This window comes from Chitinophaga sp. CB10 (assembly GCA_001870995.2).
GTDB lineage: Bacteria > Bacteroidota > Bacteroidia > Chitinophagales > Chitinophagaceae > Chitinophaga.
In genome coordinates this window covers 211,739-236,388 of sequence record MLAV02000008.1, presented here as the reverse complement: position 1 = coordinate 236,388, position 24,650 = coordinate 211,739, and the positions used below count along the sequence as shown (strand labels likewise).

Sequence of the window (24,650 nt, the reverse complement as noted above, 5' to 3'; positions counted from 1 at the left end):
TGATTTTTTTAGGGAGAGATTTAAAGGTTGTTAATAATGTCCTGACGTCTGTCAGTACCGAAGTTCATGAACATGCCGACGAAGATAAATCGCGGAACATTCGGCACGATCTCGTTCCTGCGCAGCCCGTCGCTGCTGTAACGGTAGCCAAAAACCTGTTGCTGGTTGAATACATTGGATACTTGTACCACGAATATAGTGAAGGCTTTGCGGATAGAGGTCAGGTAGCTTACGCTGGCCCCTACGGAGTTGTAATTGATCGTTTTATCGCTCATAAATTTCGATACCGGCTGGTTCGGATTGTAGTACGGGCGGCCGCTGGCGAAGCTGTACGTCAGGCCGAAGTTGGTTTGTATCTTCGTCACGAAGTACTTAGCCACAAAGCTGGCGGTATGATTGGCGGCAAAATCAGGTTGTACCCTGTAGGGATAATTGAGGTAATCCCGCTTGGTATCCAGGTAGGAGTAGGATACCCAGTAGTCCATATTCTTCACGGTTTTTCTGTCTCTCCAAAACACCTCAATACCTTTCGCAAAGCCATCCCCGTTGTTGTTATAGTCCGGCACCGTTTTCACAAGGTTTTTATATTGCTTGTAAAACACCTCTGTGCGGAAAGTATAGAAGTTACTCAACAGCTGATAGCTGGCAATGTAATGCGTAGCCTTCATGTAATCCAGCCCGCGGTCGAAGCGGATATACTGGGGTTCCGGCTTTTGATAGTAGTCGCCATACGCGAGGGTAAACTGCCCGTTATAACCCACCTTGTACGCCAATGAGGCACGTGGCGCAAAGTTCAATTTACCCAGTACGGACGAGTATTCGGTGCGGCCGCCAAATCTCCCTGCGAAAGCAGGGGTAAAATAAACATCCGCTTCTGCAAAACCTGCTGCGTAGTTATCCACGTAGTTCAGGTTGTACTGATTGAAGGCAGAGCGTTCCACGGCATACTGGTACTCCGCTCCCACCCGCAATGCGGAGAAGTTGCCAAGGCCTTTTGTGAGCATGAGCTTCGTTTGCGTAAGGTCCGAACGTACGCCGATATTGGTTTCCGCAGGATTTTTAGGAAGGGTGTCCGTTTTAATCTTGTCCGTATTGGTACTGAAAGACGCGCCGGCATAGAGTTTCCAGCCGCTGCCCAGGTTTTCCCGGTAGGTCATGTTGGTATAAATATTATGGTTGCGCACCTGGTAGGACTCCGTACTACCCGGGTATTCCAGGCTTTTGTAATCGAAGCCCATATTGCTCCAGTTGGCATAGCCATAGAATTTCAGCATACCGGTTTTAGAAGTCTTCCTCCTGAAATTGGCGGAGGTACCGATGATTTCAGGGCCGAGGTTTACTTCCTGCTTCGGTTTCACCACGTTAAAATAAGGCGCGAGGTTGGTATAATCCGCTTCCACGCCGTAGGAGGTCCGCTTGTCCTTAGAAAGCGTTTCCACACCGCCGTTCACGCCGATGACAGACACGCCGGCGGAAGCGGAGGACCGGGCAGGCAGGTCAGTGGATTCCAGGATTAACGCGGATGAAAGGCCTTGACCGTATTGGGCGGAATAACCGCCGCTGCTGAACGTAGTTCCTTTGAAGAGGAATGGGGAAAACCTTCCTCTGCCCGGCATATCGGGTACGCCGCTGGAAAAGGGATTCCGGACGAGCATACCATCGATCACGGTTTGCGTTTCGTAGCCGGTACCGCCACGTACGAAGAGTCCTTCACGGTCGTTCGTTTGCTGGGTTCCCGGCAATGTTTTAATAGCATTCACGATATCGGCGCCGGCGCCGGCGGTGGTAACGATGTCCAGCGGTTTCAGGACGGTATTCTTTTTTTCGTCGCTGGCTTCAAAGCTGCCGGCGGCGATGGTTACCACTTTCAGCTCGCGGGCTGCGTTTTTAAGTACGATATCCAGCTGTTGGGATTCGGCGGTATTTATTTTCATTTCCAGGGGCTGGTAACCTGCCATGGTGGCTATCAGGGTTTGCTCGCCGGCAGGCGTTACCTGGAAGCTGAAGGAGCCATCCGCTTTAGTGACAGCGCCATCATAGGAATCTTTTATGGAGATGTTAGCGCCGGCTACAGGACGTTTTTTGCCATCGGTTACCTTCCCGGAGATATTCACCTGGGCAGAAAGCCATGCAGGCAACAGTACAGCGATGATTAGAAGTCGGTTGAACAGTGACATAATCGTAGGGGATCATTTTGTTGAATCAAAGGTATAATGGCTACAAAGCAGCGCAAAAAAACGCCGGGATTATTCGGCCAAATTTCACCGAATATTTAGGGGATTTCACCGATGTCCCTTTACCAGCAAAGGATTCAGCGGTTTAAAAACGGGGATAACCCGGTATTCCAAACTATCTCCACCGGTGAAAATTACCGGTGAAAATGGTTTGATTTCCTACCGTACGAGGGCAGAATCCTAACTGGCGCTGATACACTGACCGTCCGGTATATATGGGCCGCCAAAGCAGCCGGCAACCTGGTAACAGTGACGGATATATTTCCCTTAGGGCTTTCCCACCGGGTCAAGGGGTCACATGAACGGGTTATGGGGGGCGGGTAAAAAGAAAAAGGCTCCCCGGTTATCGGAGAGCCTTTCGCTATATCATTGTATTCGCTTATGCGAATCTTGGTTTCAGTTCATTGGCGAGTGTAACCATTTTCTTGATGCCATCTTCAGGCAGGTTACCTTTTTTGAACTCGGCCAGTACGTCCGGCAGGCGCACGTCCATTTCGTTCAGGAATGCTTCTTCGAAAGCTTTTACCTGTTTAACAGGCACTTCGCGGAGCAGACCGTTGGTACCCAGGTAGATCATAGCGATTTGCTTTTCTACAGGGTATGGAGCGAACTGGGCTTGTTTCAGGATTTCCACGTTACGCTGACCTTTGTCGATAACGGCTTTGGTAGCAGCGTCCAGGTCGCCGCCGAATTTGGAGAAGGCTTCCATCTCACGATATTGCGCCTGGTCCAGTTTCAGGGTACCGGATACTTTCTTCATGGATTTGATCTGGGCGTTACCACCTACGCGGGATACGGAGATACCTACGTTGATAGCAGGACGGATACCGGCGTTGAACAGGTTACCTTCCAGGAAGATCTGACCATCGGTGATGGAGATTACGTTGGTAGGGATGTACGCGGATACGTCGGAAGCCTGTGTTTCGATGATAGGCAACGCTGTCAGGGAACCGCCACCTTTTACCAGGTGTTTGATGGATTCCGGCAGGTCGTTCATCTGGCGGGCGATTTCATCTTTGTTGATGATTTTCGCAGCGCGCTCGAGCAGGCGGCTATGCAGGTAGAATACGTCGCCAGGGTAAGCTTCACGGCCAGGAGGGCGTTTCAGCAGCAGGGACACCTCACGGTAAGCAACGGCCTGTTTGGACAGGTCATCGTACACGATCAGTGCAGGGCGACCGCTATCGCGGAAGAATTCACCGATGGCAGCACCAGCAAAAGGAGCGTAGAACTGCAGCGGAGCAGGATCAGCAGCGTTAGCGGCTACGATGATGGTGTAAGCCATGGCGCCTGCTTCCTGTAATGTTTTCATCACACCGGCAACGGTAGATGCTTTCTGACCTACGGCAACGTAGATACAGTACACTGGTTTACCAGCGTCATAGAATTCTTTCTGATTGATGATGGTATCGATGCAGATGGCAGTTTTACCAGTCTGACGGTCACCGATTACCAACTCACGCTGACCACGGCCGATAGGAATCATCGCGTCGATCGCTTTAACGCCTGTCTGCAGTGGTTCTTTTACCGGCTCACGGAACAGAACGCCCGGTGCTTTACGCTCCAGCGGCATTTCATACAGTTCGCCGGTGATTGGGCCTTTACCATCGATAGGTTCACCCAGTGTATTTACTACGCGGCCAACCATACCTTCACCTACGTTGATAGATGCGATCTTTTTGGTACGACGTACTTTATCACCTTCTTTAATGCCTGTTGATTCACCCATCAATACCACACCTACGTTGTCTTCTTCCAGGTTCAGTGCAATAGCTTTAACGCCGTTGCCGAACTCAACCAGTTCACCGTAACTTACGTTACCCAAACCGTAAATGCGGGCAATACCATCACCCACCTGCAATACTGTACCTACCTCTTCCAGGTTAGCATCAGCATTGAAGTTGCTTAACTGCTGGCGTAATATCGCCGAAATTTCATCAGGTTTAATATCAACCATAATTATGCTTTTTAAAAAGAGTCGTTAGAGTATATTATTGTAACGACAACAGCTTTGCGTGTACGCAGCGGCTGCTGTATTATTAACGTATTTCGGATACGTAAACATTCTTGGTGAATTGCTGTCTGAGGCCATTCAATTCGTGCTGAATAGAGGCGTCATACAGCTGATCTCCAGCTTCGAGTACAAACCCGCCGATAAGCGCAGGGTTTACCTTCGCTTCCAGCTGTACCTGCTGGGTACCGTCAGCCACACGCTGTTTGATCAGGTCCAGCGTAGCCTGTTCCATCGGAACAGCGGTAGTGATTTTTACAGTAGCGATGTTTTTGATCACATTGTACTGTGTGCCAAATTCCGTGGCAATTTCAGGCAGGTTGCTTTCGCGGCCTTTATTTACCAGCAATTTGATGAACAGCTGCGTAGTTTGGGATACACGGCCATTCAGTACTGCGTCCAGGATTTTCAGTTTCGCATCCGCCTTGATGATCGGGCTTCTGAGTAACAGTACCAGGTCGCGGTTTGTTTTCATCACCTGTTGAAAAAACAGCATATCGTTATGCACTTCTTCGAGCTGGTTCTTTTCCAGGACCAGGTCAATCAATGATTTTGCATATCGGGATGCTAAACGGGGATTCTGCATATCGCTTATAGCTTTTAGCCTTACGCCAGCTGTTTGCAGCCGGTGGTCAGCCTATTCTTAATTCAATTTGATTTCCTGTGCCAGTTGTTTTACGTAACCTTCCTGAGCAGATTTGTCTGCCAGCTCTTTTCTCAGGATCTTTTCCGCTACTTCGATAGCGAGGTTACCCACCTGGTTTTTCACCTCCGTTAACGCAGCCATTTTCTGACTTTCGATAGCGGCATACGCTTCAGAGATGATCTTTTTGGCTTCCGCCTGCGCCTGTGCTTTAGCTTCGCCGATGATCTGATCTTTAGCGTCTTTAGCTTCTTTCAGGATTTTGCTTCTTTCTGCTTTAGCTTCAGCCAATACATGTTCATGCTCAGCCTTCATCTGCGCCATTTCTTCTTTCACTCTTTCCGCAGAAGCGATAGAATCAGCAATAGATCCTTCCCTTTCTTTCAACACTGCCAGGATAGGAGTCCAGGCAAATTTCTTCAGGATGAGGAATACAATAACGAAGATTACAAAGGAGATGATAAATAAGCCGACCGCTGGTATCAACAGATCCATATTACGAGGATTTAATTTTTTGTGTGTTTGTAAAGATTACTGCATCCATTGCCCTGTGCGCCGGATGCAGTAAAAAGTTTGGCTTACATAACTACCGCCAACAGACCAGCGATTACACCGAAGAGAGCAACACCCTCAACCAGCGCAGCAGCCAGGATCATGTTTGCACGGATGTCGTTTGCAGCTTCTGGTTGACGAGCGATAGATTCCAGAGCGCTCTTACCGATGTTACCAACACCCATACCAGCCGCGATAGCAGCGATACCGGCGCCGATTGCACCACCAGCTTTAGCTAAACCTGAAGCAGACGCAGCAGCTTCGTTAGCAGCCTGCAATAAAACAGTCAAAAGTGCCATAATGAATATGTATTTGAATTAAAAATTAACTAATTAACGTTGGCTGATACCACACCGCTTAGTGATGCGCCGCGCCATGTGCATCATCATGCGCGCCTTCCATCGCCTGACCGATAAATACAGAAGTCAGCGTAGCGAAGATGAACGCCTGGATAAACGCTACCAGCAATTCCAGCATCATCATTACGATGTTGAACAGGATAGTGATAGGCAGGAAGCCATAACCAGCAACAGCGCTGATGCCTCCGAATATAAATACCAGGGAGATAATGCTCAGAATGATAATGTGACCCGCCAGGATGTTGGCAAAAAGTCGGATAGCCAGGGATACAGGCTTGGTAAACACACCGATCAGCTCCACCGGCGCCAGGATGATTTTTACGCCACCCGGTACCGGAGGGTTCAGGATGTGACCCCAATAGTGCTTGTTGGAAGCAAACAGGATAGCGATGAAAGCAATGATCGCCAGCGCCGCAGTTACTGCAATGTTACCGGTTACGTTGGCAGAACCAGGCAACAGACCCAACAGGTTGTTAATCAATATAAAAAAGAATACAGTCAGGATAAATGGCGTGTATTTTTCCGCCGCTTTACCAGGAATATTCGGTTTTACCACCTCATCTCTCATGAAAATGATCACCGGCTCAATCAGGCCCTGGAACCCTTTAGGCGCTTTCTTGCTGCCGCGGGTTTTGTAAGCCTTGGCCACGCTCAGCATCATCCAAACCAGCAGGATCGCTGAAATGAGCATGGAAGTGATATTCTTGGTAATAGAGAAATCGTAGATTTTTTCGCCGGTAGGATTGTCATTCGCATCCACCGCAATGATGGTACCGGTGGCATATTTTTCACCCAGGCCTTTCTCTTCCAGGTAATGCTTGGTAACCAGCCTGTAACCATCGTGGGATTTATGACCGTGCTCAAAAGCAGAAGACATAAAGGTAGAGGTACCGCGGGTAGGATTGTAAATGATCACAGGTAACGGAATAGTTACAGGAGTATGCTCATTGATATCCATAATATGCCAATCGTGGGCATCCTTAACGTGACCCAGGATCACCTCCTTCGCATCAAAAGGCTTTTTGGCTTCGCTGGCGCCAGCTTCGTGCTGCTCAGTGCCATGGCCGCCTTCATTGTTTACAGCTGCAAAAGAGGAATTACTAAAACCGTGAAGGCCCAAAGCCATCACAAGTGCTACCATACTATGTTTGAACCGACTGAATGAAATCACCGCTTTCTGAAATTTTGCGCAAAGATAAATACTTTTATCTCAAAAATTCAGCGATGATGAAAAAAAAGGAAGGTATTATATAAGGTTGTTGAAAATCACCGGGTTATAACTTGATCAAGCGGGATTTTTTTCGCCCAAATTTCCCTGATTTTTAGGGAATGAATAGTGTCAAATTTATATTTAAAATTTCTTTATATATCAAATGGTTGCTGAACCGATGGAACGCTTGAAATTTCACCGGCGGCGCCCCGGTGCGCTTCCGTTCATCAACCCGCCGCAGAAGCATTAAACTGCATGCTATGCAGCTTGTAATAAAAACCCTCCTGCCTCAATAACTCCTCATGACTGCCCATCTCCTTAATCTCACCCTTATCCAGCACTATAATCTTATCCGCCTTGCTGATAGTCGACAGGCGGTGCGCAATGATAATAGCAGTCCGGTCCGCTATCAGCTTGTCAATCGCATGCTGTATAAGTAATTCAGACTCAGTATCCACAGAAGATGTAGCCTCGTCCAGCACCAAAATAGCCGGGTTGTACAGCAACGCCCGCACAAATGAAATCAGCTGCCGCTGCCCCAACGATAAAGTACTGCCCCGCTCCATCACCTGGTAATCATACCCGCCCGGCAACTGCATGATAAAGTCATGAATACCAATCAATTTGGCCGCGGAAATCACTTCCTCCCGGCTGATCGAAGGATTATGCAACGTAATATTGTCGTAAATAGACCCTGAGAACAGGAATACGTCCTGCAGCACCACCCCTATCCGGCTTCTCAACGCCGGCAGGGAATAATCCGCCAGGTCAACCCCGTCAATCTTAATACTGCCCTTCTGCACCTCATACAACCGGTTAAGGATGCTGATAATCGTGGTCTTACCGGAGCCGGTATGCCCCACAATAGCCACCGTATCCCCCGGCTTCGCCTCAAAAGTGATATCCTTCAACACATAACGGTCTTCCACATACGCAAAGGAAACATGATCAAAGCTGATCGCCCCCTTCATATCCTTACCGAGCGCCTGACCCCTGTCAGGGATATAATCCTGGTTGTCCAGTATCTTAAATACCCGCTCGCTGGCCACCAGCCCCATCTGCAGGGTGTTAAACTTATCGGCCAGCATCCGCAGCGGGCGGAAAAGCATATTCAGGTACATGATGAACGCTATCATCACCCCCTGCGTCACTTCATAATTCAATACCTTGTTGGAACCCCACCATACCATCAGCCCCAAAGAAATCGCCAGGATGATTTCCACCACCGGGAAAAACACCGAATAGGCGAAAATCGCGTGGATGTTCGCATCCCGGTGATCCTTGTTGATCTGCCGGAACCTGGCAAACTCCCGCTTTTCCCCCGTAAACGCCTGCACCACCACCATACCGGTGATGTGCTCCTGCACAAAGGCATTCAACGCAGATACAGCGTTGCGCACCTGGTAAAAGGACTTGTTTACGCTCTCTTTGAAAATATAAGTGGCAATGATCAGGATCGGGAAGGGCGACAAACTCACCAGCGTCAAACGCCAGTCTTCCAGAAACATCACCGTCAGGATGGCGATGATCATCAGCAAATCAGCCACGATGCTGATAATCCCTTCGGAAAACACATCGTTGATGGCCTCAATATCGTTGATGGTACGGGTGGTAAGCGTACCAATCGGGGTTTTATCAAAAAATGCAAGGTTCAGCCGCACAATCTTCTTGTACACGGTAACCCGCAAATCCTTTACTACCGACTGCCCCAGCCAGTTGGTCAGGTAGGAAAAGAAAAACCTTACTACCGTTTCCAACAGCAGTAAGGCTATCTGAATGATCGTTACCCATACCAGCATCTGCATCAGCTGGTTGGAAATATATTTATCCACCGTCACCTGTATGAGGTAGGGCCGCAGCGGCGAAATAACCGCCAGCACCACCGTCAGCAACATGGACACGATAAACGAGCGCTTGTAAGGCACAGCAAATGAGAAGATGCGTCTTAAAAGACTGGAATCAAAAACTTTCTTTACTGCGATATTTTCCACGTTCGTTTAGCTATTAATTATTCTATGATTTCTTTTCGTCCTTCATGATCTGCCTGTACGCCTTGATAAAGATAGCGCCCAAATTTTTATGTGGCGGTACATAATCGCTGAAAAGCTCCTTATTGCGGGCATCGCCGGCAAATTTTTTCGAGAGCTGCGCCCACATCACCACCCAGTCTACATTCTTACCGCTTCTTACCACATCTTCCAGGCTGCGGATGATCGGCTCGTTCACAAAGCGGGTACCCACCTGTTTGGAGGAAATAATATGCGCCTCGGGCGATTTTTCCAATACCGTCGCCAGGTTGTGATAACCGCCGCAGGAACCCAGCACCACAATCTTCGCAGAGCTTTGCAGGTTGTCCAGCGTAGTGTTCACATGGTAACTATGCCCGCGGTGGATGAAGATGGAAGGATGGATATCCTGCTCGTCCAGGTATTCGGAGAGTTTGGTGATCGCTTCCTTATCCCCCGGCTCATCGATTGGCAGGTTGGCGTAAATGGTAGTAGGCTTGCCTTTCAGGGAAGTAATGGTGGTCCAGTACTTGCCTTTTACCACGCGCCAGTCGCCGGCAGGGAAGTTGGTCATAAAGCTGGCGTAAGATTCCTGGCCATCTTTATCCCCATAGAAAAACACCTGCTGGTACACCCGGCCGCTATCGCTTTCCAGGCTGTTGAAGGTCACGTAGTTGATCGGCGGCAGTTGCAGCTTGCTGGCCATATCCGACGCCTTGGAAGAATCGTTGCCGTTTTCTGCCTCGGTTTCAAATAAGCTGGTCAGCAACTGGTAGATCACCGTTCCCCGGCGATCGCTGTGCTTTTTCACGTAAGCCAGGTTCTTTCTTACCTCGGCACGCAGGAAGTCCAGCAGCTTCGGATCCCGGATGCTGCCGAAAGAGTTGGCCACATCCACGGCATCTTCCAGGTCTTCCGTTTTCTCCAGGTTCTGCACATACTTCTGCATGAGGTAGTTGGAGTTTTCCGGCGCCATGGATTTGAGGAAGTTATCCAATGTATTGAAACCCGCTGCCATCGCAATAAACTTCTTGAAACGGTCAAAGTTCACCATCATCAGCAAGCTGTCGCCACGGGGCGGCTTCATACGGATCATCATCTGGTCGTACAAACCGGCATTGCTATGGTTGGTATAGCTGGAAGTGTACAACTCTTCCTGCCCGTTCACAATCAGGTAATACAGTTCTTCCGGGGTAAAGTCGTTCACGATGCGGAACCTTACATTGGCCGGCTCTTCGTGCAGGTCGTTCACTTCGCGGATATAAATAAGGGATTTGGCCTGCATATTCTCCATCATGGCTTTCATACCAATGGGCTGCCGGCCTTCACTTTTCATTTTTTGCAGGTTGATAGTGGATTTCACCATCTGGCGGTAATACTGGCGGTCGTTATCGGCGATTTTTTCCAGCTGCTCCACCGTAGTGGTGCCGGCCAGGATTTCGTCGATGAAAGGCAGTATGCGCGTGCTTTGCGGCGATTTACCAATCCGCACGATCGTCTGTACGATCGGGTCCTGGTTGCGTTTGATGGCTGTGGCCATCGGCGTATAGGAGGTCGCGTAGGTCAGCACCTGGTTAGGATACTTGCGCGCCACGGCAGCTACAATCGAGTCAGTGCCCGGATACCCGAGGTAATCACTGAGCTTCGGCATTACCGTCTCCAGGTTATCAAAAGCATATTTGGTAAACACCAATCCCCTGGCATCCTTATAGCCCGGGTTGTCCTTAAAGATTTCAATCAGCCTTTCAGAACCTTCGAAGGAAAGGCCCTGGATGTATGGAAAAATGCTTTTGCCTTTAATATCGGCATGCATCATATTCACATATGCGTTGATGATAGCCGGCGCTTCTTCCGGCTGTAAAAGGGTACGCGCCCTTTTGTAATTGTAATCCTTCAGTACGGAATAAATGCCTGTCAGGTATTTCACTTTCAGGCGATGATCCAGGGAACTGTCCCTTTCAATCTCTTCCTGCAGCTTGTCCACCTGCTTGATGATGGCATTCGTTACCTGTAAATTGATGGTTTGATCGTCGGACACGCGCACCAGGTCGTCGGCCTTGCCGTCGAACTTCGCTGCTGCCGCCTGTTCTTTGTCAATGTTATCATGGAATCCCTGCCTGGTGATGGGTATCTGCAAATGACTGCTTTGCGCGTGCACCCGGCCGCTTTGAGAAGCCGCCAGCAAGAAAATGAATAAAAATTTCCTCATTATAATTCTCCTTTTCAGCCAACCTGATAGCAAATTTACAACCAATTTAGCAACCAGCGGTGTAAATGCCGTTATAGACTAGCTTTTAAGCACAAATAAATATGTTTTTCGTATATCTTTATAAAGTCCGGTGGAATTTTCCACCAAAGAGGTAACAATTAAACAAGGCTAACTGTTAAATGGTACCATACTATGCAGACATTCACCAGCGACATTTCCGGCAAACAGTTCCCGGAAACTGAAAAAGTGAGCGCAAAACTGATCCGCCCTTCGCTCATGCGGATGATCAAATCCGATCATCCCGACTTTAACCACAAGTGCCACATCGCGCTGTCGGAGCTGACCCACTACCGGCAAAAGTTCTATGAGTCGCTGTTTTCAGACGAAATGGGGGAGCTGACGGCCGTGGAGCGGCAAGTCCTGGAAAACCTCAAGAGTAACCGCACCCTGTCCGATAAACTGGAAGAAGACAATCAAAACGCTACGCTGACCTACGGGCAACGCCTGGCGGATAAAATCGCGGATTTCGGCGGCAGCTGGACCTTCATTATCTCCTTCCTCGTGTTCATCCTCGGCTGGATGGCCCTCAACGTCTACTACCTGATGAATAAAGGCTTTGACCCCTACCCTTTCATCCTGCTCAACCTCATCCTCTCCTGCCTGGCCGCCTTGCAGGCGCCCGTCATCATGATGAGCCAGAACCGCCAGGAGGAAAAAGACCGGCGCAGGGCCAAGAACGATTATATGATCAACCTCAAATCCGAACTGGAAGTGCGCATCCTGCACGAAAAAATAGACCATCTCATCATCACCCAGCAGCAGGACATGCTGGAGCTGCAACAAGCCCAGCTGGAAATGATGAACCAGTTACTCGCGGCAGTTAAACCCAAGGATAACCATAAAGATACAGATAGCAAACAATCGTAATAACCCGGCCCCGGGGAATTTGTGTTAACTTGCAGCGCCACCCGGTCAAAGTAATACCCATGGTGAATTAACAATTTCATAATGTTATTTTTCCATTAATCACAAGTCTCAGAATCTAATTTTGTGGCGTCTTTTATAAAAGCTAAAGAATATGATAGACCAAGCCGTAGCTGGAAAAATACTGGTAGTAGACGATGAACTCGATATTCTTGAGATCATCAGTTATAACCTCAAGTCTGCCGGGTATGACACTGTAACTGCGAAAGACGGCAATGAGGCTATTCAGAAAGCTAAAATTTTCCGTCCGGACCTGATCATGCTCGATATCATGATGCCTAACAAAAACGGTATCGATACCTGCCGCGAAATCAGGAAGTTCCCGGAGTTCAAAGATACCATGGTGCTGTTTTTAACGGCCCTCAACGATGAGAAGTCCGAGATCGACGGACTGAACATGGGCGCCGATGATTACATCGCCAAGCCTATCAAACCGAAATTACTGGTGAGCCGCATCAACGCCCTCTTCCGCCGCCTGCACAAGCCGGAGGAGCAGCAGTTGCAGCTGGGCGACCTCATCATCGACCGCGAAAAATTCACCGTTACCTACAAAGGCCAGGAGATCATCCTTGCCAAGAAGGAATTCGAATTGCTGCAATTACTGGCATCCAAACCCGGCCGCGTGTTTCTCCGGAACGAGATTCTCAACCAGGTATGGGGTACGGAAGTGATCGTGGGGGATCGTACCATCGACGTGCATATCCGTAAGATCCGCCAGAAAATAGGGATCGACCTCATCACCACCGTCAAAGGGGTGGGGTATAAATTTGAGATGTAATTTTTCCCACCATATTAGCCGCCTTTGGCGGCTTTCTTTTTTTATTTTTTTGGGGAGAAGTTAGTGCCGCAGGCCACGCCTCTCCGGTAATAGCACAAGCCCGCGGGCCACGTGCCATGCAGGTCGCCGCTGCCTTATGCAACAGGCTCCGGGCCCCTCTACGCTACCAGACAATTTTATGGCAAGTAAAAAATTTAAAGTAATTTCCCACTATTACAATAATTACTCACTCTGGAGTATGTTTAAAACTAAAAACCTTTCGCCGCAGAAGCTTGCGGGGTTCACAGCGCTGGTTATTTCCCTGGTGATCGCCTTGTTTAGCTACCTGGTGTCGGGCGACTATAAAATCACTGCCGGCGCGTTCGTGCTGACCTTCCTGGTTTCCTATTACCTGTACCTGTACACCCTGCAGAATTTCATCTACCGGAAGATCAAACTCATTTACAAATTCATTTACCAAACCAAGGCCTCCAAAAGAGAAGAGTTTTTCAATAAGAACATCCTTCCGCTCAAAACCATTGAAGAAGTAAGCGAAGACGTGGAGAAATGGGCCAGCCAGAAGAAGGAAGAACTGGAAAACCTGCGCCGCAACGAGGAGTTCAGGAAAGAGTTCCTGCTCAACCTCTCCCATGAACTGAAAACGCCCATCTTCGCCGTGCAGGGCTACATCCACACCCTGCTGGATGGCGCGCTGGAAGATCCCAGCGTCAATAAAATGTTCCTGAAAAACGCCACTAAAAATATTGATCGCCTGTGCCGCCTGCTGGACGACCTGGACGAAATTTCCAAGCTGGAAAGCGGGGAAATGACAGTAAACGTGGAAGATTTCGTTATACAGGACCTGCTGAAAGATGTATTCGATACCCTTTCCCTGAAAGCCAATACCAAAGGCATTAAATTCAGCATCAAGAAAGGTTGTGAGACCCCGCTGCACGTGGTGGCGGATAAGGAAAAGATACGCCAGGTACTCATCAACCTGGTGGATAACTCCATCAAATACGGCAAACAGGATGGCCACACCATCGCCAGCATCTACAACATGGATGGCAAGCGTGTACTGATCGAAATTTCCGACGATGGCATCGGTATGGCGGAGGAACACCTCCCCCGCGTATTCGAACGCTTCTACCGGACGGACCGCGCCCGCAGCCGCGACATTGGCGGTACCGGCCTGGGCCTCGCCATCGTAAAACACATCGTGGAAGCGCACGACCAGTCCATCACCGTCAGGAGCAAGCCTGAAATCGGCAGTACTTTCGGATTTACGCTGGAAGCCGGTAAAGGAGAATTCTAAAAGCGGTATTGGAGGCGGCAGGTCAGCACGTTATCGTCCAGGTCCTGCTCGTAGCCAGGTAAAGCCGTAGCTTCATTTTTCACCCAGTCATAGTACACGCTGAGCTTCAGGTGCTCGTTTAAATAATACAGGTACCCGAAGCCCAGTGTATTATATCGTATATCCGCCTGCGTTAGCCCGGCGTCAGGCGCGCCTATCTGCTTCCCCTTTACATCCGTATTCGGATCATACCAATCGTACCTGACCACCACCTGGTGCTTGTCGCTGGCCAGGTTTTGAATAAAATACAGGTAGGCCCCGTCGAACTTGCGGATGTAGAGCGGCGCATAACTGCCATCTGATTTCATGGGGATAGTACCCGGCGTTTCCGTTGTCAACGCCGTAGCGGTTTGCTTGCCGCGGATGTACTCCGCCCTGAACTGGGTGGAACCTTTTCCTTTCCCGTTGGGTATTTTCAGCTGCATATCCGCGCCGTAATAGTGGCGGGGAGCAATCTTGCCGGCATTGGCCACGGCGGAATCCACCTTGAAGCTATGGGCGTTATCCATGGTGTAAATCACCCTGGTAAACTGCTGCATGCCCCCCATCAGGATGGAGGCGCCGCCTACAAGCGTCCAGTTCTGCGCGTTCAGCTTCCTGGGCTTTACATATATGCGTGCAATAAAATCTTTATGGCTGTCGAAGTCGCTCGGCCCGGTGAGGCCCTGCCCGTTGAAGAGGCCGGCGTCAATTTTCAGGAAGCGCAACGGGTGATCCCGGCGGCGCGGCTCAAAGGACACCATGCCCCCTATATCGCGCTCCGTTTTCATCAGTATTTGCGACATGCGGCCACGCTCGGGCGTTTCACGGTCCGCGGACGAGAGGTTGACCTCATAGCCAAACGGACGGGCAAACATCCCCGCCGCAAAGGAAAATAAATTGAACCTGGTATCGAACACACGGCCGTAGAAGTCGCGGATATTCACACCCCGCTCCGTTCCGTCAAACTGGAAAGCAAACTGCAGCACCGGCATATCCTGGTCGTTATAGTGCTCATAATCCACGCGGATACGGCCCCGGCGCAGCATCCAGCGGTTGTCCGACTGCGGGTTGAAGTTACCGCCGGCATAGGAATCGATCCCCCTGGCGGTAGCCATCTGGAATTGTGGCTGGATGTAGCCGCTGAAGCGGAGCGCATCATACTTCTGGTACATGGAGAGCATGCCTTTTCCCAGGTTGGTGGTCGTGTCAATCATATCCATCAGGAACTGGGCCCGGGCCCCCATCGACGTTACAAGCAGGCAGCAGGCTACCGGCAAGAATTTATTAAAGCGCATCCGCAATCTAGATTTGGCGCAAAAGTACAGCATCGCAGGGGAATTTTTACCGGAGAATTCCTTACTCAGATTTATGTTAATCGTTCGTTAAGCAGCAAACGTAACAGTGAGCCTAAAGCCTTTTGAGCCCTTTAAATCCGAACTTATGAGAATAAATTTTCAACTATGCGAACTAATACTTTTGCCTACTGGAAGGGGAAGGTGGATCAAGCGATTGCTATTAGTGACAACCACCTCTCAGATGACATCTCCATCATCCGGATTGCAGACATGCTTTGCGTAGACGCCCAAACGCTTGCCCGGCGGTTCGAAATTTTTCACCAGGAATCGTTCAAACAATTCTCCAAACGGCGTAAGCTGGAACAGGCGGGAGGCCTGTTGCGCCATTCTGCCTTCAGCATCGGCCAGATAGCCGCCTACTGCGGATATGCCACCCCGCAGTCCTTCACAAAAGCATTCACCCTGGAATATGGAGAAACGCCCAGCTACTACCGCAATAAGCTTTACCTGCCCAATGAAGAAGAAACGCTGTATATCACGAAAGTCATCACCGCTTCCGATAATGAGCTGAAAGAGGTCTTTTGTATGGAGAATACCACGGAGATACACGAAGGCACCTTCACCCTGTATTGCGCCTTCCTGCCCAGCCAGCATGATCCTATCCGCAACATGGTGAAATACATGATGGCCTATATCAGCCGCCTGCGGGTGATCCGCTCCACCCTGATGATACCGGAAGCCCGTATCATTACCGGCACGCTGGACAGCGTACCCGTTACCACCTATGATAAAATGATGATGTACGTGGGGTTACTGGTGCCCAACCTGGGCGCGTACGACCTGGTGCACCGGCAGCTCAGAACCGGCTTCGGGGATTTTCAGCTGCTGGAAAAACATATTCCTGCCAACAACTACAAGCACCTGAAAGTAAACATGGGCTTCGCCGAAGCCGGCTTGCCCATGTATAATTTTATTAACCACTGTTGCAGGGTGAGTTATTTCAAGATGAACAGCAACCAGTTCTTTATTTCCCTGACGGGGGTGAATGAGTGCGAAGTGTTCATCCCCTGTGAAAAGCGCTACGGCTGTTAGAACTGGAAGTAGATCGGGATCATTGGCTGCGTACTCTTCACCTGTGCGAGCAACCATACAAACACGACCATCACCGCCACGCTGGCCACTACCGGCAGCTTTGCATAGATATTTTCCATGGAAAGCTCTGCCCTCGCCGGCATGAAATGCAGCACAAAGCCCATGACCATCACCCAGAAAACTGCGGTGTAACCGGCATATAATTCCGGCCATATTTCAGGCTGGAAGTCGTAGGCAATCTGGTGTATCAGCGCCCAGGCATCATGGAAGGTAGCCGCTTTAAAGAAGATCCAGCAGAAGCAGACAAAATGGAAGGTGAATAATACGCCCAGCACTTTTAACAGCCCGCCGGAGAAACCGCTGAACTGAATCTGGCGTTTCTTCAGGAAATCCAGCCTCACTTTATCAATGGCCAGCATACCGCCGTGCATACCGCCCCAGAATATAAAATTCCAGCTGGCGCCATGCCAGAAACCGCCGATCAGCATGGTCAGCGCCAGGTTAATGTACTGTCTTACCTTCCCCTTGCGGTTACCACCCAAAGGAATATACAGGTAATCCCGCAACCAGCTGGACAATGAAATGTGCCAGCGCCGCCAGAATTCCGTAATACTGCTGCTCTGGTATGGGGAATTGAAGTTAGGTGGGATCTTGAAGCCGGTCCACCGGGCAATACCCAGCGCCATATCAGAATACCCGGAGAAGTCGCAATAGATCACCAACGCATACCCATACACGCCGAGCAAACATTCCAGCCCCGTATGCTTGCTGGGATCGTCGAAGATGTACTGTACAAAATTGAGATAGATAAAATCCGAAATCACAATCTTCTTAAACAACCCGCTTATGATCAGGTACATCCCCTTCCCGATATCATCCGAATCGATGACGTAAGGCTGCGAGATCTGCGGGATGAAGTCCGCCGCACGCACGATAGGCCCCATCATCAGCTTCGGGAAGAACGACAGGAAGAAGAGATAGTCCATGAAGTTATCCACCGGTTCTATCTCATCCCGGTACACGTCGATCGTATAACTGAGGTTTTCGAAAGTATAGAAGGAAATCCCTATCGGTAAGGTCAGCTTCAGCAGCGGGATATTGCCGGCTGCAAAGTCGTTGATGATGCCGATGAAAAAGTTGGTGTACTTAAAATAGAACAACAATCCTATGTTCAGGATGATGCTAAAGATAAGCAGCAGCTTTTTGGTGGATTTCCGGGGGGTCCGGTGAATCCACCGGGAAAGGTTAAAGTCTACAATGGCGGAAAGTATGACCAATCCTACATAATAGCCGCAAGCCTTGTAAAAGAAATACAGGGAAAACAGGGTATATACCCATACCCGGCCTGTTTTGCTTTTGTGTACTGCCAGGTAACAGAGCAGAAATACTGCAAAATAATAGAAGAAGAAAGCACTGTTAAAAAGTACCGGATCATTTGGATCGTAAAGCAACAGGTCGAACAGCTTATTGACGTCGAGCATTGGATGTTAATATATTTTCTTGGTTTCAGCCTTATATTTTTTGTAGGCAGCCATTATCGCTTCGTTGAGCAGTTGCCCTTGCAACTGGTAACCTTTTGCGCTGAAGTGTACATGGTCCGCGCCCCAGTAAGGGTTAAACCGGGCCTTTTGCACTTTATTCACCGCATTAAAATTCCAGCAGGCCAATCCTTTTTCGCGGGCGTATCCCGCTATCTGGGCGGTGGCCATTGCAATATAGGGATTGGGTGTAACGGAGGTTTTGCTGTATCTACGCCATTTTCCTTTCACTTTTTTACGGTATGAGCTTCTGATCACCCGCATACAATCAGGCGGGGTGGTCAGCAGGATACATACGTTCGGGTTTTGTTCTCTTATAAGTGAAACGGTTTTATCAATTTCATTCCGGAACGCAAGGGCATCAAAGCGGCCATAGGCTTCATTGGTACCGAGGGATATGATCACCAGCCGCGGTTTCAGTACGGACATCTGGGCGAGCTGTATATTACTGTATTCGTTGTAATGCTGGTACATGGCCCCGTTGATACCTACGCTGCTATAGATCACGCCATGCCCGCCATTGCGCAGCACTGCGCCGTAAAAACGGAAAGGCCCTTTAGCCGTATTATCAAACCTGGCGGAAAATACCTGCTGCAGGTCCCGGAAGCTGAGGGTCGCTTTCTGTATGGTCGGCGAGCCGGTAAAAGGCTGCGGGGTGACGATGACATCAGCGGTAGCGGAGAATACGGTGGCGGAATCGTTTCCAGGGTCGTAGAGCAGTTCCACTTCATTGAAAGAGTTCTCCTGGAAAGAGTCCTGCTTGCCGATGAAGCTCAGGGATGGCGTGGCGGCGCTGGTCGCAATAGCTATACCGCCTGGCCCGAGGATGGGCGATTTATAGCGGTCCACTACCCTTTCCCCGTTCCATTTCACGGGGCTGCTCCACCGGTAATCTTCCGGGCCATTGGTACCGGCGAGATTATAGGGGAATACAAACCCGCGGCCTGCGTTGCCAAACTGCTCCTGCAGCATCGCTCCATTGGTTTGCGGGAAGTAGCCCGCCTGCACGTGGGAGTCGCCCAGGTGTAAAACGGAAATGACGCTGGTATCCGCATGATCCAGTAACCGGAAGAACCGGTACAGTGCAGTATCCTGGGCGATGGCATTATCGCCGTCAAATCCCTGCGCCATTGTTTTTTTGCCACCCAGCAACAAGAGCAGGGCTAAACTACTGAACAGAACCTGTTTGCCTATATTCATCCATAATAGCTTTGTATAGCAGCGACGCTACCTTAGACGCTCCTAACCTGTTAAAGTGTGTGTAATCCTTGTTCGCACCTGGGGTATCACTTTCCACCCATTTCACCATTGAATTTTCTCCACCCATTGCTGCAAAGAGATTCCAGAAGGCAGTCCCGTGGGCTGCCGCCAGATCATGTTGCACAGCTAACAGCGCTGGTACGCCCGGCGCAGTAACGTATTGGTCGCCCTTACGATAGGATTTGTCGGCCGTACCGATGATAAGGAACGAGGTAGCCGGGAAATCGTTGCGAAGCGAATCCAGCACCTTAGTCATCGGGCGCTCAAACCAGCTGTAGTCCGTCAGCTCCGGCCGCCATAATACATTGGCGCCGTAGTGGAAAACTACCAGGTCGTAAGTGTGTTCCTGCTGCATACGGCGGATCATCTCAGCCGACAGCTTTCCGAGTTCGATACCGCTGATACCCCTGAAGGAGAAGTTATCCACATAGATACCGTTATCGTCCTCGAAGCTAACGCCAAAGAGCGGCCCTGCGGCGCCTCCGGCGTATTTGATGGTTACTGATGGCAGCCCCGTATCCTGACGCAGATCGAGCCGGTTTACAGCGGCGTTGCCTTCGAGCGTATAGCTTTTATCGTTAACCGTAAGGCCGGTGCCGGCGGCAGGGCCATACAGGATGGAAATTTCATTGAACTTATCCAGTCTTGGCTTTTTCACCGGCGTATATTTTACCCAGCTATTGGCCGAAGGGATGAAAGTATGCCCGGAAATCCCGAGCGGAATATTGGATGGGGGAAGTTTTTTATAGGAGTAATCTGTCCAGTCCCTGGAATAGGTATGGGTGATGGTCGTTCTGAAACTGGCCACTACAGAGGTGATGGGCACAAACCCAACGCCCCGGCCACCGAAGAACGCCTGCAGGCTGTCGCGCAGCTCGCCGGTGATCAGATCCCCTTCAATCATGGAATCCCCGAAATAGGCGATGCGCACTTTCTTACGCTTACCGGCTTTCAGGTCGGCCAGGGCCTGCAGGAATTTATGCATCCCGGCAGCGTCCTCACTGTAGAGCGGGGAGGCGTATTGCATGATACCGGTGTACTCCATGTAATCGTGATGCGCATCCGGGTTGGGCAGCGTGGTCACTGCGCCGGAGCTGTCTTTCACGGTAACGGCCGTATCAGTAACAGACCCGCCCTTGCCGGTATGACCGGCGAGGGCAGGTTTATTTTTATCTTGTCCGGGAGATGAGGTCCTGAGGTCGGACAGCATATCCAGTTTTCGGAATTGAAAATCCTTGAAGGAGAAGCTGTAGTTCAGCTGGGATAAAGCCACCAGGCATGCCAATGAACCCGCAATGATCAGAAAAGGGTAGGCAGCCTTATTTTTGCCAGGCATATTATTCATGTAAGTCAGGCATATTACCGGAGAGGCCTGGCAACAAGTGGCATAGTGCAATAATACTTATGAACCGCTTGCAACGGTGCCCATGGCCGCATCCAGCTTATACAATTTATAACGGTTAATAATGGAAGTCACACGTTTTATCCATTCCTGGCCTGCGGAAGAATAACCGCTATGGTTCATTTTATGAAGCCATGTGGTGTACTCCATGTTTCCTTTCAGCTCCGGGAACCACTTCTTTTTGGCTAACAACTGCACAAAGTGCTCGTAGGAAGCTACATCTGACAGGTATTGTTTATAGCGGGATTTATATCCGGCGTTACTCTGTTGCAGATTATTCTTACCAACGATGCCAAAATGATTGTGCAGCAATTTAGCATTTTTACTGGTTCCTGTGCCAGATTCCAGCATCGCAATACCCAGGATCACGCTGGCAGGAATACCGGTTTCCTGCATTAACTCTACAGATACCGGTTTGAATTTTTTCAAATAATTGCTTGTCGATTGTTGAGCATACCCAACATTGCTGAGCATTAGCAATAAAAACACCGCACAAATACAAGCCGCAGCTTTGCTCATAGTAGAGTTAATCATACGCATAAGCTTAGTGTTAGTTTTTGTTACAGGTGATAGTTTCTTGTTTGTTTTCAGCATCATTTCTTACCTCACATATCAACGATGTCCCTACACCGCAATATTACTTTAAAAAATTAGATAATACGTCTTTCTTCTTCTCGCTACTCGTTCCGTTAATGTCTTGTTAAAAAATATTGTTCTATTATTTGCACTAATCCCCTTTGATGCGGCCGAAACCATATCAAAGGGGATCTTTTTATTGGGAAAGTCCGGTTACCTGCAAATACTATGCCGGGTCCTGTTTTACCAGGCTGATCCGTAATTCATCCAGCTGATGCTGATCGATGGCAGACGGTGCATCCAGCATCACATCGCGGCCTGAATTGTTTTTCGGGAAGGCGATGAAGTCGCGGATACTTTCGCTGCCGCCCAGCAGGGAGCAAAGGCGGTCGAAACCGAAGGCAATACCACCATGAGGCGGCGCGCCGTATTCAAATGCGCCCAGGAGGAAGCCGAATTTGTGGTTGGCCTCTTCCGGGGACATGCCCAGGGCTGCGAACATCTTTTCCTGGAGGTCGCGCTGGAAAATACGGATAGAACCACCGCCAATTTCCGTACCGTTCAGTACGATATCGTAGGCGTTCGCCTTTATTTTAGCGTACTGGGACACATCGTCCATTAAAGGAATATGTTCCGGTTTCGGTGAAGTAAACGGATGGTGACGGGCCACCCAGCGGTTTTCCTCTTCGGCATATTCAAATAACGGGAAGTCGATCACCCACAATGGTTTATATACATTTTTATCCCGGAGGCCGAGGCGTTCGCCCATTTCCAGGCGGAGGGCGCTCATCGCCTGGCGGGTGCGGGATTCCTTACCTGCCAGCACGAGGATGAGGTCGCCAGGCGCTGCCTTGGTAACCGCCACCCATTTTTTCAGTTCCTCTTCATTGAAAAATTTGTCCACGGAGCTTTTCAGGCTGCCGTCCGTACCATATTTCACATAGATGAGGCCGCTCATGCCGATTTGCGGGCGTTTTACCCATTCGGTGAGTTCGTCCAGCTGTTTGCGGGTATATTCAGCGCAGCCTTTAGCCGCGATGCCCACTACCAGTTCCGCCTCGTCAAATACTTTAAAGCCTTTGTTTTGTACGGTACCGGTGAGGGTAGCCAGTTTCATATCGAAACGGATATCCGGTTTATCGTTACCGTAGTATTCCATGGCATCGTCCCAGGTCATGCGCGGGAAAGCGTAGTCGATATCCAGCCCTTTGATCTCTTTGAAAATATATTTGAACATATTTTCAAATGTATTCAGGACGTCTTCCTGCTCCACGAAGCTCATTTCGCAGTCGATCTGGGTGAATTCCGGCTGGCGGTCCGCACGGAGGTCCTCATCCCGGAAGCATTTCACGATTTGGTAGTAACGGTCGTAGCCGCTTACCATGAGGAGCTGCTTAAAGGTTTGTGGCGACTGTGGCAGGGCGTAGAACTCGTTTGCGTTCATACGGCTGGGCACCACGAAGTCGCGGGCTCCTTCCGGAGTGGATTTGATAAGGAAAGGCGTTTCTATATCCATAAAGCCCTGCGTGTGCAGGAAGTTGCGTGCAGCGCGGCCTACGCGGTAGCGCAGTTCCAGGTTTTGCTTCACGGCGTTTCTGCGCAGGTCGAGATAGCGGTATTTCATACGCAGCTCATCGCCACCGTCCGTATCATCCGTTAAGGTGAAAGGCGGGGTTTTAGCGGCGTTAAGTACTTTAAAGTCAGCAACGGTGATTTCCACGTCGCCGGTGGGAATATTCGGGTTTTTATTAGAACGCTCGGTAACCACACCTGTAGCCTGGATCACGAATTCGCGGCCAAGCGGCTGGTCGTCCAGCCGGGCATTGAGGTTTTCACCAAATAAGAGCTGGGTAATGCCGTAACGGTCGCGCAGATCCACGAAAGTGATGCTGCCAAATTTCCTTACCGTTTGTACCCAGCCGGCCAGCGTAACCTGCTGACCAACCTGTTCCATTCTGAGTTCTCCGCAAGTGTGCGTCCTATACATGCGTAAATTGTTGATTTTTAAAATTATATGGTTGAATTCCCGGGAAAGCCGTTCACTGTCGTTCACCACTTCTGCCAGCGATTCAGCCATGCCCGCAAGGGGGGCAAAGATACGTTTTGCCGGCTGGATTTTAGTGCCGGGGCGTGTTAAAATATCTGTTTATGGTGATCTCGGGCATCAATGCCGCCTCTCCGGCAATTACGCGACTGAAATGCTCCGCCATCAGCGGGGCCAGCGAGGTCCCTTTGGTTCCCAGGCCGTTGAATATACCGATCAGCGGATATGCCGGGTGAAAGCCCGCGATAGGCCTGCGGTCGTGCCCGGAAGGCCGAACAGCCGCCTGCTGCTCCGTTACCTCGTATGGCACTTTCAGCAATTGCTGTATCTTTTCTTCCAGGACCTGCCGCTGCGCAGCTGTAGGCAGCTCGTCCGCATAATCCCAGGCAAAGGAACTACCCGCCCAGTAACGCCCGTCCGGTTGCGGTACTAACGTAATACTTTTTTTAATAATATCCGATGATTCCAGTCCGGGAATACGAATAATTAATACTTCGCCTTTGTTCGGCAGGAACTTTATGGATTTGAAATAGGGATTTTCTGCCGCAGCGGCCCCATCGCAAAATATTATCTTCTTTGCTGCTATATCGTGGTATGTAACTTGTACATTATCTACCAGCTGCAACTGCGATAAATCGAAATGTTCATTCAGTAAGGCTTCCTTACCAATCAGCATTTGCCGGTATGCAGGCAGCAAATTTTTTAAGTTAACCGTAGCCCCTTTTATCACTGCCGCGCCAAAATGTTGTTGCAGATAGTCCTCATATTGTAGCATCTGTGGAATAAAGGCATATTTTCCGTTGGTTTCCTTATCAGCTTTGGATTTGAAGGCATCGCGCATTTGCGCGGAGGGGAAAACAGTCCACAAATTACGCTCAGTAAATATATTTATTTTCAGCAGGGCAGACAATTCGTCATATGTCGATTTGGCAAAGGGAAAAATTTCTTCGTATAGCCATGCAGGTTCGAATCTCCTTCCGGACACGGGGTTAATGATGCCGGCAGCTACCCGCGATGCACTGTTCTTTTTTTCATCGTCAATGACCATTACCCGGTAGCCGCGCTTCATCAAAAACCAGCTTAGCATGGTACCGGCAATGCCCTGCCCTACTATGATATAATCTACTTGTTTCATGCAGGCA

The 24,650-nt window shown here is 49.7% G+C and carries 19 protein-coding genes; 4 read left to right on the top strand and 15 right to left on the bottom strand.

Features of this window, described 5'->3' with window-relative positions; genetic code table 11:
* Positions 1 to 20 precede the first annotated feature (20 nt).
* The 8 genes from BOC67_RS13780 to BOC67_RS13745 form a co-directional block, all read right to left on the bottom strand.
* Positions 21 to 2,177, bottom strand: coding sequence for a TonB-dependent receptor (locus BOC67_RS13780; RefSeq protein ID WP_291910922.1), 2,157 nt, complete (start codon positions 2,175 to 2,177; stop codon positions 21 to 23).
* Positions 2,178 to 2,613: 436 nt separating this feature from the next.
* On the bottom strand, positions 2,614 to 4,191 hold the full coding sequence (atpA, locus tag BOC67_RS13775) for a F0F1 ATP synthase subunit alpha (RefSeq protein WP_291910921.1): 1,578 nt from the start codon (positions 4,189 to 4,191) through the stop codon (positions 2,614 to 2,616).
* Positions 4,192 to 4,273: 82 nt separating this feature from the next.
* Positions 4,274 to 4,831, bottom strand: a complete 558-nt coding sequence (atpH, locus tag BOC67_RS13770; protein ID WP_291910919.1) for an ATP synthase F1 subunit delta — start codon at positions 4,829 to 4,831, stop codon at positions 4,274 to 4,276.
* Positions 4,832 to 4,888: 57 nt separating this feature from the next.
* A complete protein-coding gene (atpF, locus tag BOC67_RS13765; protein WP_291910918.1) occupies positions 4,889 to 5,383 on the bottom strand; it encodes a F0F1 ATP synthase subunit B in 495 nt (164 codons plus the stop codon).
* A gap of 83 nt (positions 5,384 to 5,466) precedes the next feature.
* Positions 5,467 to 5,625, bottom strand: coding sequence for an ATP synthase F0 subunit C (atpE, locus tag BOC67_RS13760; RefSeq protein ID WP_291910984.1), 159 nt, complete (start codon positions 5,623 to 5,625; stop codon positions 5,467 to 5,469).
* Positions 5,626 to 5,797: 172 nt separating this feature from the next.
* Complete coding sequence (gene atpB / locus BOC67_RS13755; protein WP_291910917.1) at positions 5,798 to 6,940, bottom strand: F0F1 ATP synthase subunit A; 1,143 nt, start codon at positions 6,938 to 6,940, stop codon at positions 5,798 to 5,800.
* Between the two features lie 296 nt (positions 6,941 to 7,236).
* Positions 7,237 to 9,000 carry an ABC transporter ATP-binding protein gene (locus BOC67_RS13750; protein ID WP_291910916.1) on the bottom strand — a complete coding sequence of 588 codons (1,764 nt, stop codon included), beginning with the start codon at positions 8,998 to 9,000 and terminating at the stop codon, positions 7,237 to 7,239.
* A gap of 22 nt (positions 9,001 to 9,022) precedes the next feature.
* On the bottom strand, positions 9,023 to 11,224 hold the full coding sequence (locus tag BOC67_RS13745; RefSeq protein ID WP_291910915.1) for a hypothetical protein: 2,202 nt from the start codon (positions 11,222 to 11,224) through the stop codon (positions 9,023 to 9,025).
* Between the two features lie 192 nt (positions 11,225 to 11,416).
* Here BOC67_RS13745 and BOC67_RS13740 point away from each other — a divergent pair, with 192 nt between their 5' ends.
* The 3 genes from BOC67_RS13740 to BOC67_RS13730 all read left to right on the top strand — a co-directional run bounded on the left by BOC67_RS13740 (position 11,417) and on the right by BOC67_RS13730 (position 14,280).
* On the top strand, positions 11,417 to 12,151 hold the full coding sequence (locus BOC67_RS13740; protein WP_291910914.1) for a DUF1003 domain-containing protein: 735 nt from the start codon (positions 11,417 to 11,419) through the stop codon (positions 12,149 to 12,151).
* Positions 12,152 to 12,302: 151 nt separating this feature from the next.
* On the top strand, positions 12,303 to 12,986 hold the full coding sequence (locus BOC67_RS13735; RefSeq protein ID WP_111591566.1) for a response regulator transcription factor: 684 nt from the start codon (positions 12,303 to 12,305) through the stop codon (positions 12,984 to 12,986).
* A 238-nt stretch (positions 12,987 to 13,224) separates the two neighbouring features.
* A complete protein-coding gene (locus BOC67_RS13730) occupies positions 13,225 to 14,280 on the top strand; it encodes an ATP-binding protein (RefSeq protein ID WP_291910913.1) in 1,056 nt (351 codons plus the stop codon).
* On the opposite strand, the gene BOC67_RS13725 is transcribed toward BOC67_RS13730, so the two are convergent.
* Positions 14,277 to 15,596, bottom strand: a complete 1,320-nt coding sequence (locus tag BOC67_RS13725) for a porin (protein ID WP_291910912.1) — start codon at positions 15,594 to 15,596, stop codon at positions 14,277 to 14,279. The two genes, BOC67_RS13730 and BOC67_RS13725, sit on opposite strands and share 4 nt — an antisense overlap.
* 165 nt (positions 15,597 to 15,761) lie before the next feature.
* On the opposite strand from BOC67_RS13725, the gene BOC67_RS13720 reads away from it, so the two are divergent.
* Positions 15,762 to 16,688, top strand: coding sequence for a helix-turn-helix transcriptional regulator (locus BOC67_RS13720; protein ID WP_291910911.1), 927 nt, complete (start codon positions 15,762 to 15,764; stop codon positions 16,686 to 16,688).
* Here BOC67_RS13720 and BOC67_RS13715 read toward each other — a convergent pair.
* From BOC67_RS13715 to BOC67_RS13690, 6 genes are all read right to left on the bottom strand, one after another.
* The gene (locus tag BOC67_RS13715; RefSeq protein ID WP_291910910.1) at positions 16,685 to 18,169 is read right to left on the bottom strand and encodes an MBOAT family O-acyltransferase; all 1,485 of its coding nucleotides are present in this window, start codon (positions 18,167 to 18,169) and stop codon (positions 16,685 to 16,687) included. The genes BOC67_RS13720 and BOC67_RS13715 overlap by 4 nt on opposite strands.
* A gap of 6 nt (positions 18,170 to 18,175) precedes the next feature.
* On the bottom strand, positions 18,176 to 19,426 hold the full coding sequence (locus tag BOC67_RS13710; RefSeq protein ID WP_291910909.1) for a GDSL-type esterase/lipase family protein: 1,251 nt from the start codon (positions 19,424 to 19,426) through the stop codon (positions 18,176 to 18,178).
* On the bottom strand, positions 19,395 to 20,822 hold the full coding sequence (locus tag BOC67_RS13705; protein ID WP_291910908.1) for a hypothetical protein: 1,428 nt from the start codon (positions 20,820 to 20,822) through the stop codon (positions 19,395 to 19,397). The genes BOC67_RS13710 and BOC67_RS13705 overlap by 32 nt, the downstream gene beginning before the upstream one ends.
* 66 nt (positions 20,823 to 20,888) lie before the next feature.
* On the bottom strand, positions 20,889 to 21,428 hold the full coding sequence (locus BOC67_RS13700) for a glucosaminidase domain-containing protein (RefSeq protein ID WP_291910907.1): 540 nt from the start codon (positions 21,426 to 21,428) through the stop codon (positions 20,889 to 20,891).
* A 262-nt stretch (positions 21,429 to 21,690) separates the two neighbouring features.
* On the bottom strand, positions 21,691 to 23,451 hold the full coding sequence (gene aspS / locus BOC67_RS13695; protein WP_291910906.1) for an aspartate--tRNA ligase: 1,761 nt from the start codon (positions 23,449 to 23,451) through the stop codon (positions 21,691 to 21,693).
* Between the two features lie 130 nt (positions 23,452 to 23,581).
* Positions 23,582 to 24,643 carry an FAD-binding oxidoreductase gene (locus BOC67_RS13690; RefSeq protein ID WP_291910905.1) on the bottom strand — a complete coding sequence of 354 codons (1,062 nt, stop codon included), beginning with the start codon at positions 24,641 to 24,643 and terminating at the stop codon, positions 23,582 to 23,584.
* Between the last annotated feature and the right edge of the window lie 7 nt (positions 24,644 to 24,650).

Bases quoted from the DNA above. Each gene is read 5' to 3' on its own strand.
- BOC67_RS13780 (WP_291910922.1), bottom strand. From the start codon at position 2,177: ATGTCACTGTTCAACCGACTTCTAATCATCGCTGTACTGTTGCCTGCA.
- atpA (WP_291910921.1), bottom strand. From the start codon at position 4,191: ATGGTTGATATTAAACCTGATGAAATTTCGGCGATATTACGCCAGCAG.
- atpH (WP_291910919.1), bottom strand. From the start codon at position 4,831: ATGCAGAATCCCCGTTTAGCATCCCGATATGCAAAATCATTGATTGAC.
- atpF (WP_291910918.1), bottom strand. From the start codon at position 5,383: ATGGATCTGTTGATACCAGCGGTCGGCTTATTTATCATCTCCTTTGTA.
- atpE (WP_291910984.1), bottom strand. From the start codon at position 5,625: ATGGGTGTTGGTAACATCGGTAAGAGCGCTCTGGAATCTATCGCTCGT.
- atpB (WP_291910917.1), bottom strand. From the start codon at position 6,940: ATGGTAGCACTTGTGATGGCTTTGGGCCTTCACGGTTTTAGTAATTCC.
- BOC67_RS13745 (WP_291910915.1), bottom strand. From the start codon at position 11,224: ATGAGGAAATTTTTATTCATTTTCTTGCTGGCGGCTTCTCAAAGCGGC.
- BOC67_RS13740 (WP_291910914.1), top strand. From the start codon at position 11,417: ATGCAGACATTCACCAGCGACATTTCCGGCAAACAGTTCCCGGAAACT.
- BOC67_RS13735 (WP_111591566.1), top strand. From the start codon at position 12,303: ATGATAGACCAAGCCGTAGCTGGAAAAATACTGGTAGTAGACGATGAA.
- BOC67_RS13730 (WP_291910913.1), top strand. From the start codon at position 13,225: ATGTTTAAAACTAAAAACCTTTCGCCGCAGAAGCTTGCGGGGTTCACA.
- BOC67_RS13725 (WP_291910912.1), bottom strand. From the start codon at position 15,596: ATGCGCTTTAATAAATTCTTGCCGGTAGCCTGCTGCCTGCTTGTAACG.
- BOC67_RS13720 (WP_291910911.1), top strand. From the start codon at position 15,762: ATGCGAACTAATACTTTTGCCTACTGGAAGGGGAAGGTGGATCAAGCG.
- BOC67_RS13715 (WP_291910910.1), bottom strand. From the start codon at position 18,169: ATGCTCGACGTCAATAAGCTGTTCGACCTGTTGCTTTACGATCCAAAT.
- BOC67_RS13710 (WP_291910909.1), bottom strand. From the start codon at position 19,426: ATGAATATAGGCAAACAGGTTCTGTTCAGTAGTTTAGCCCTGCTCTTG.
- BOC67_RS13705 (WP_291910908.1), bottom strand. From the start codon at position 20,822: ATGCCTGGCAAAAATAAGGCTGCCTACCCTTTTCTGATCATTGCGGGT.
- BOC67_RS13700 (WP_291910907.1), bottom strand. From the start codon at position 21,428: ATGCGTATGATTAACTCTACTATGAGCAAAGCTGCGGCTTGTATTTGT.
- aspS (WP_291910906.1), bottom strand. From the start codon at position 23,451: ATGTATAGGACGCACACTTGCGGAGAACTCAGAATGGAACAGGTTGGT.
- BOC67_RS13690 (WP_291910905.1), bottom strand. From the start codon at position 24,643: ATGAAACAAGTAGATTATATCATAGTAGGGCAGGGCATTGCCGGTACC.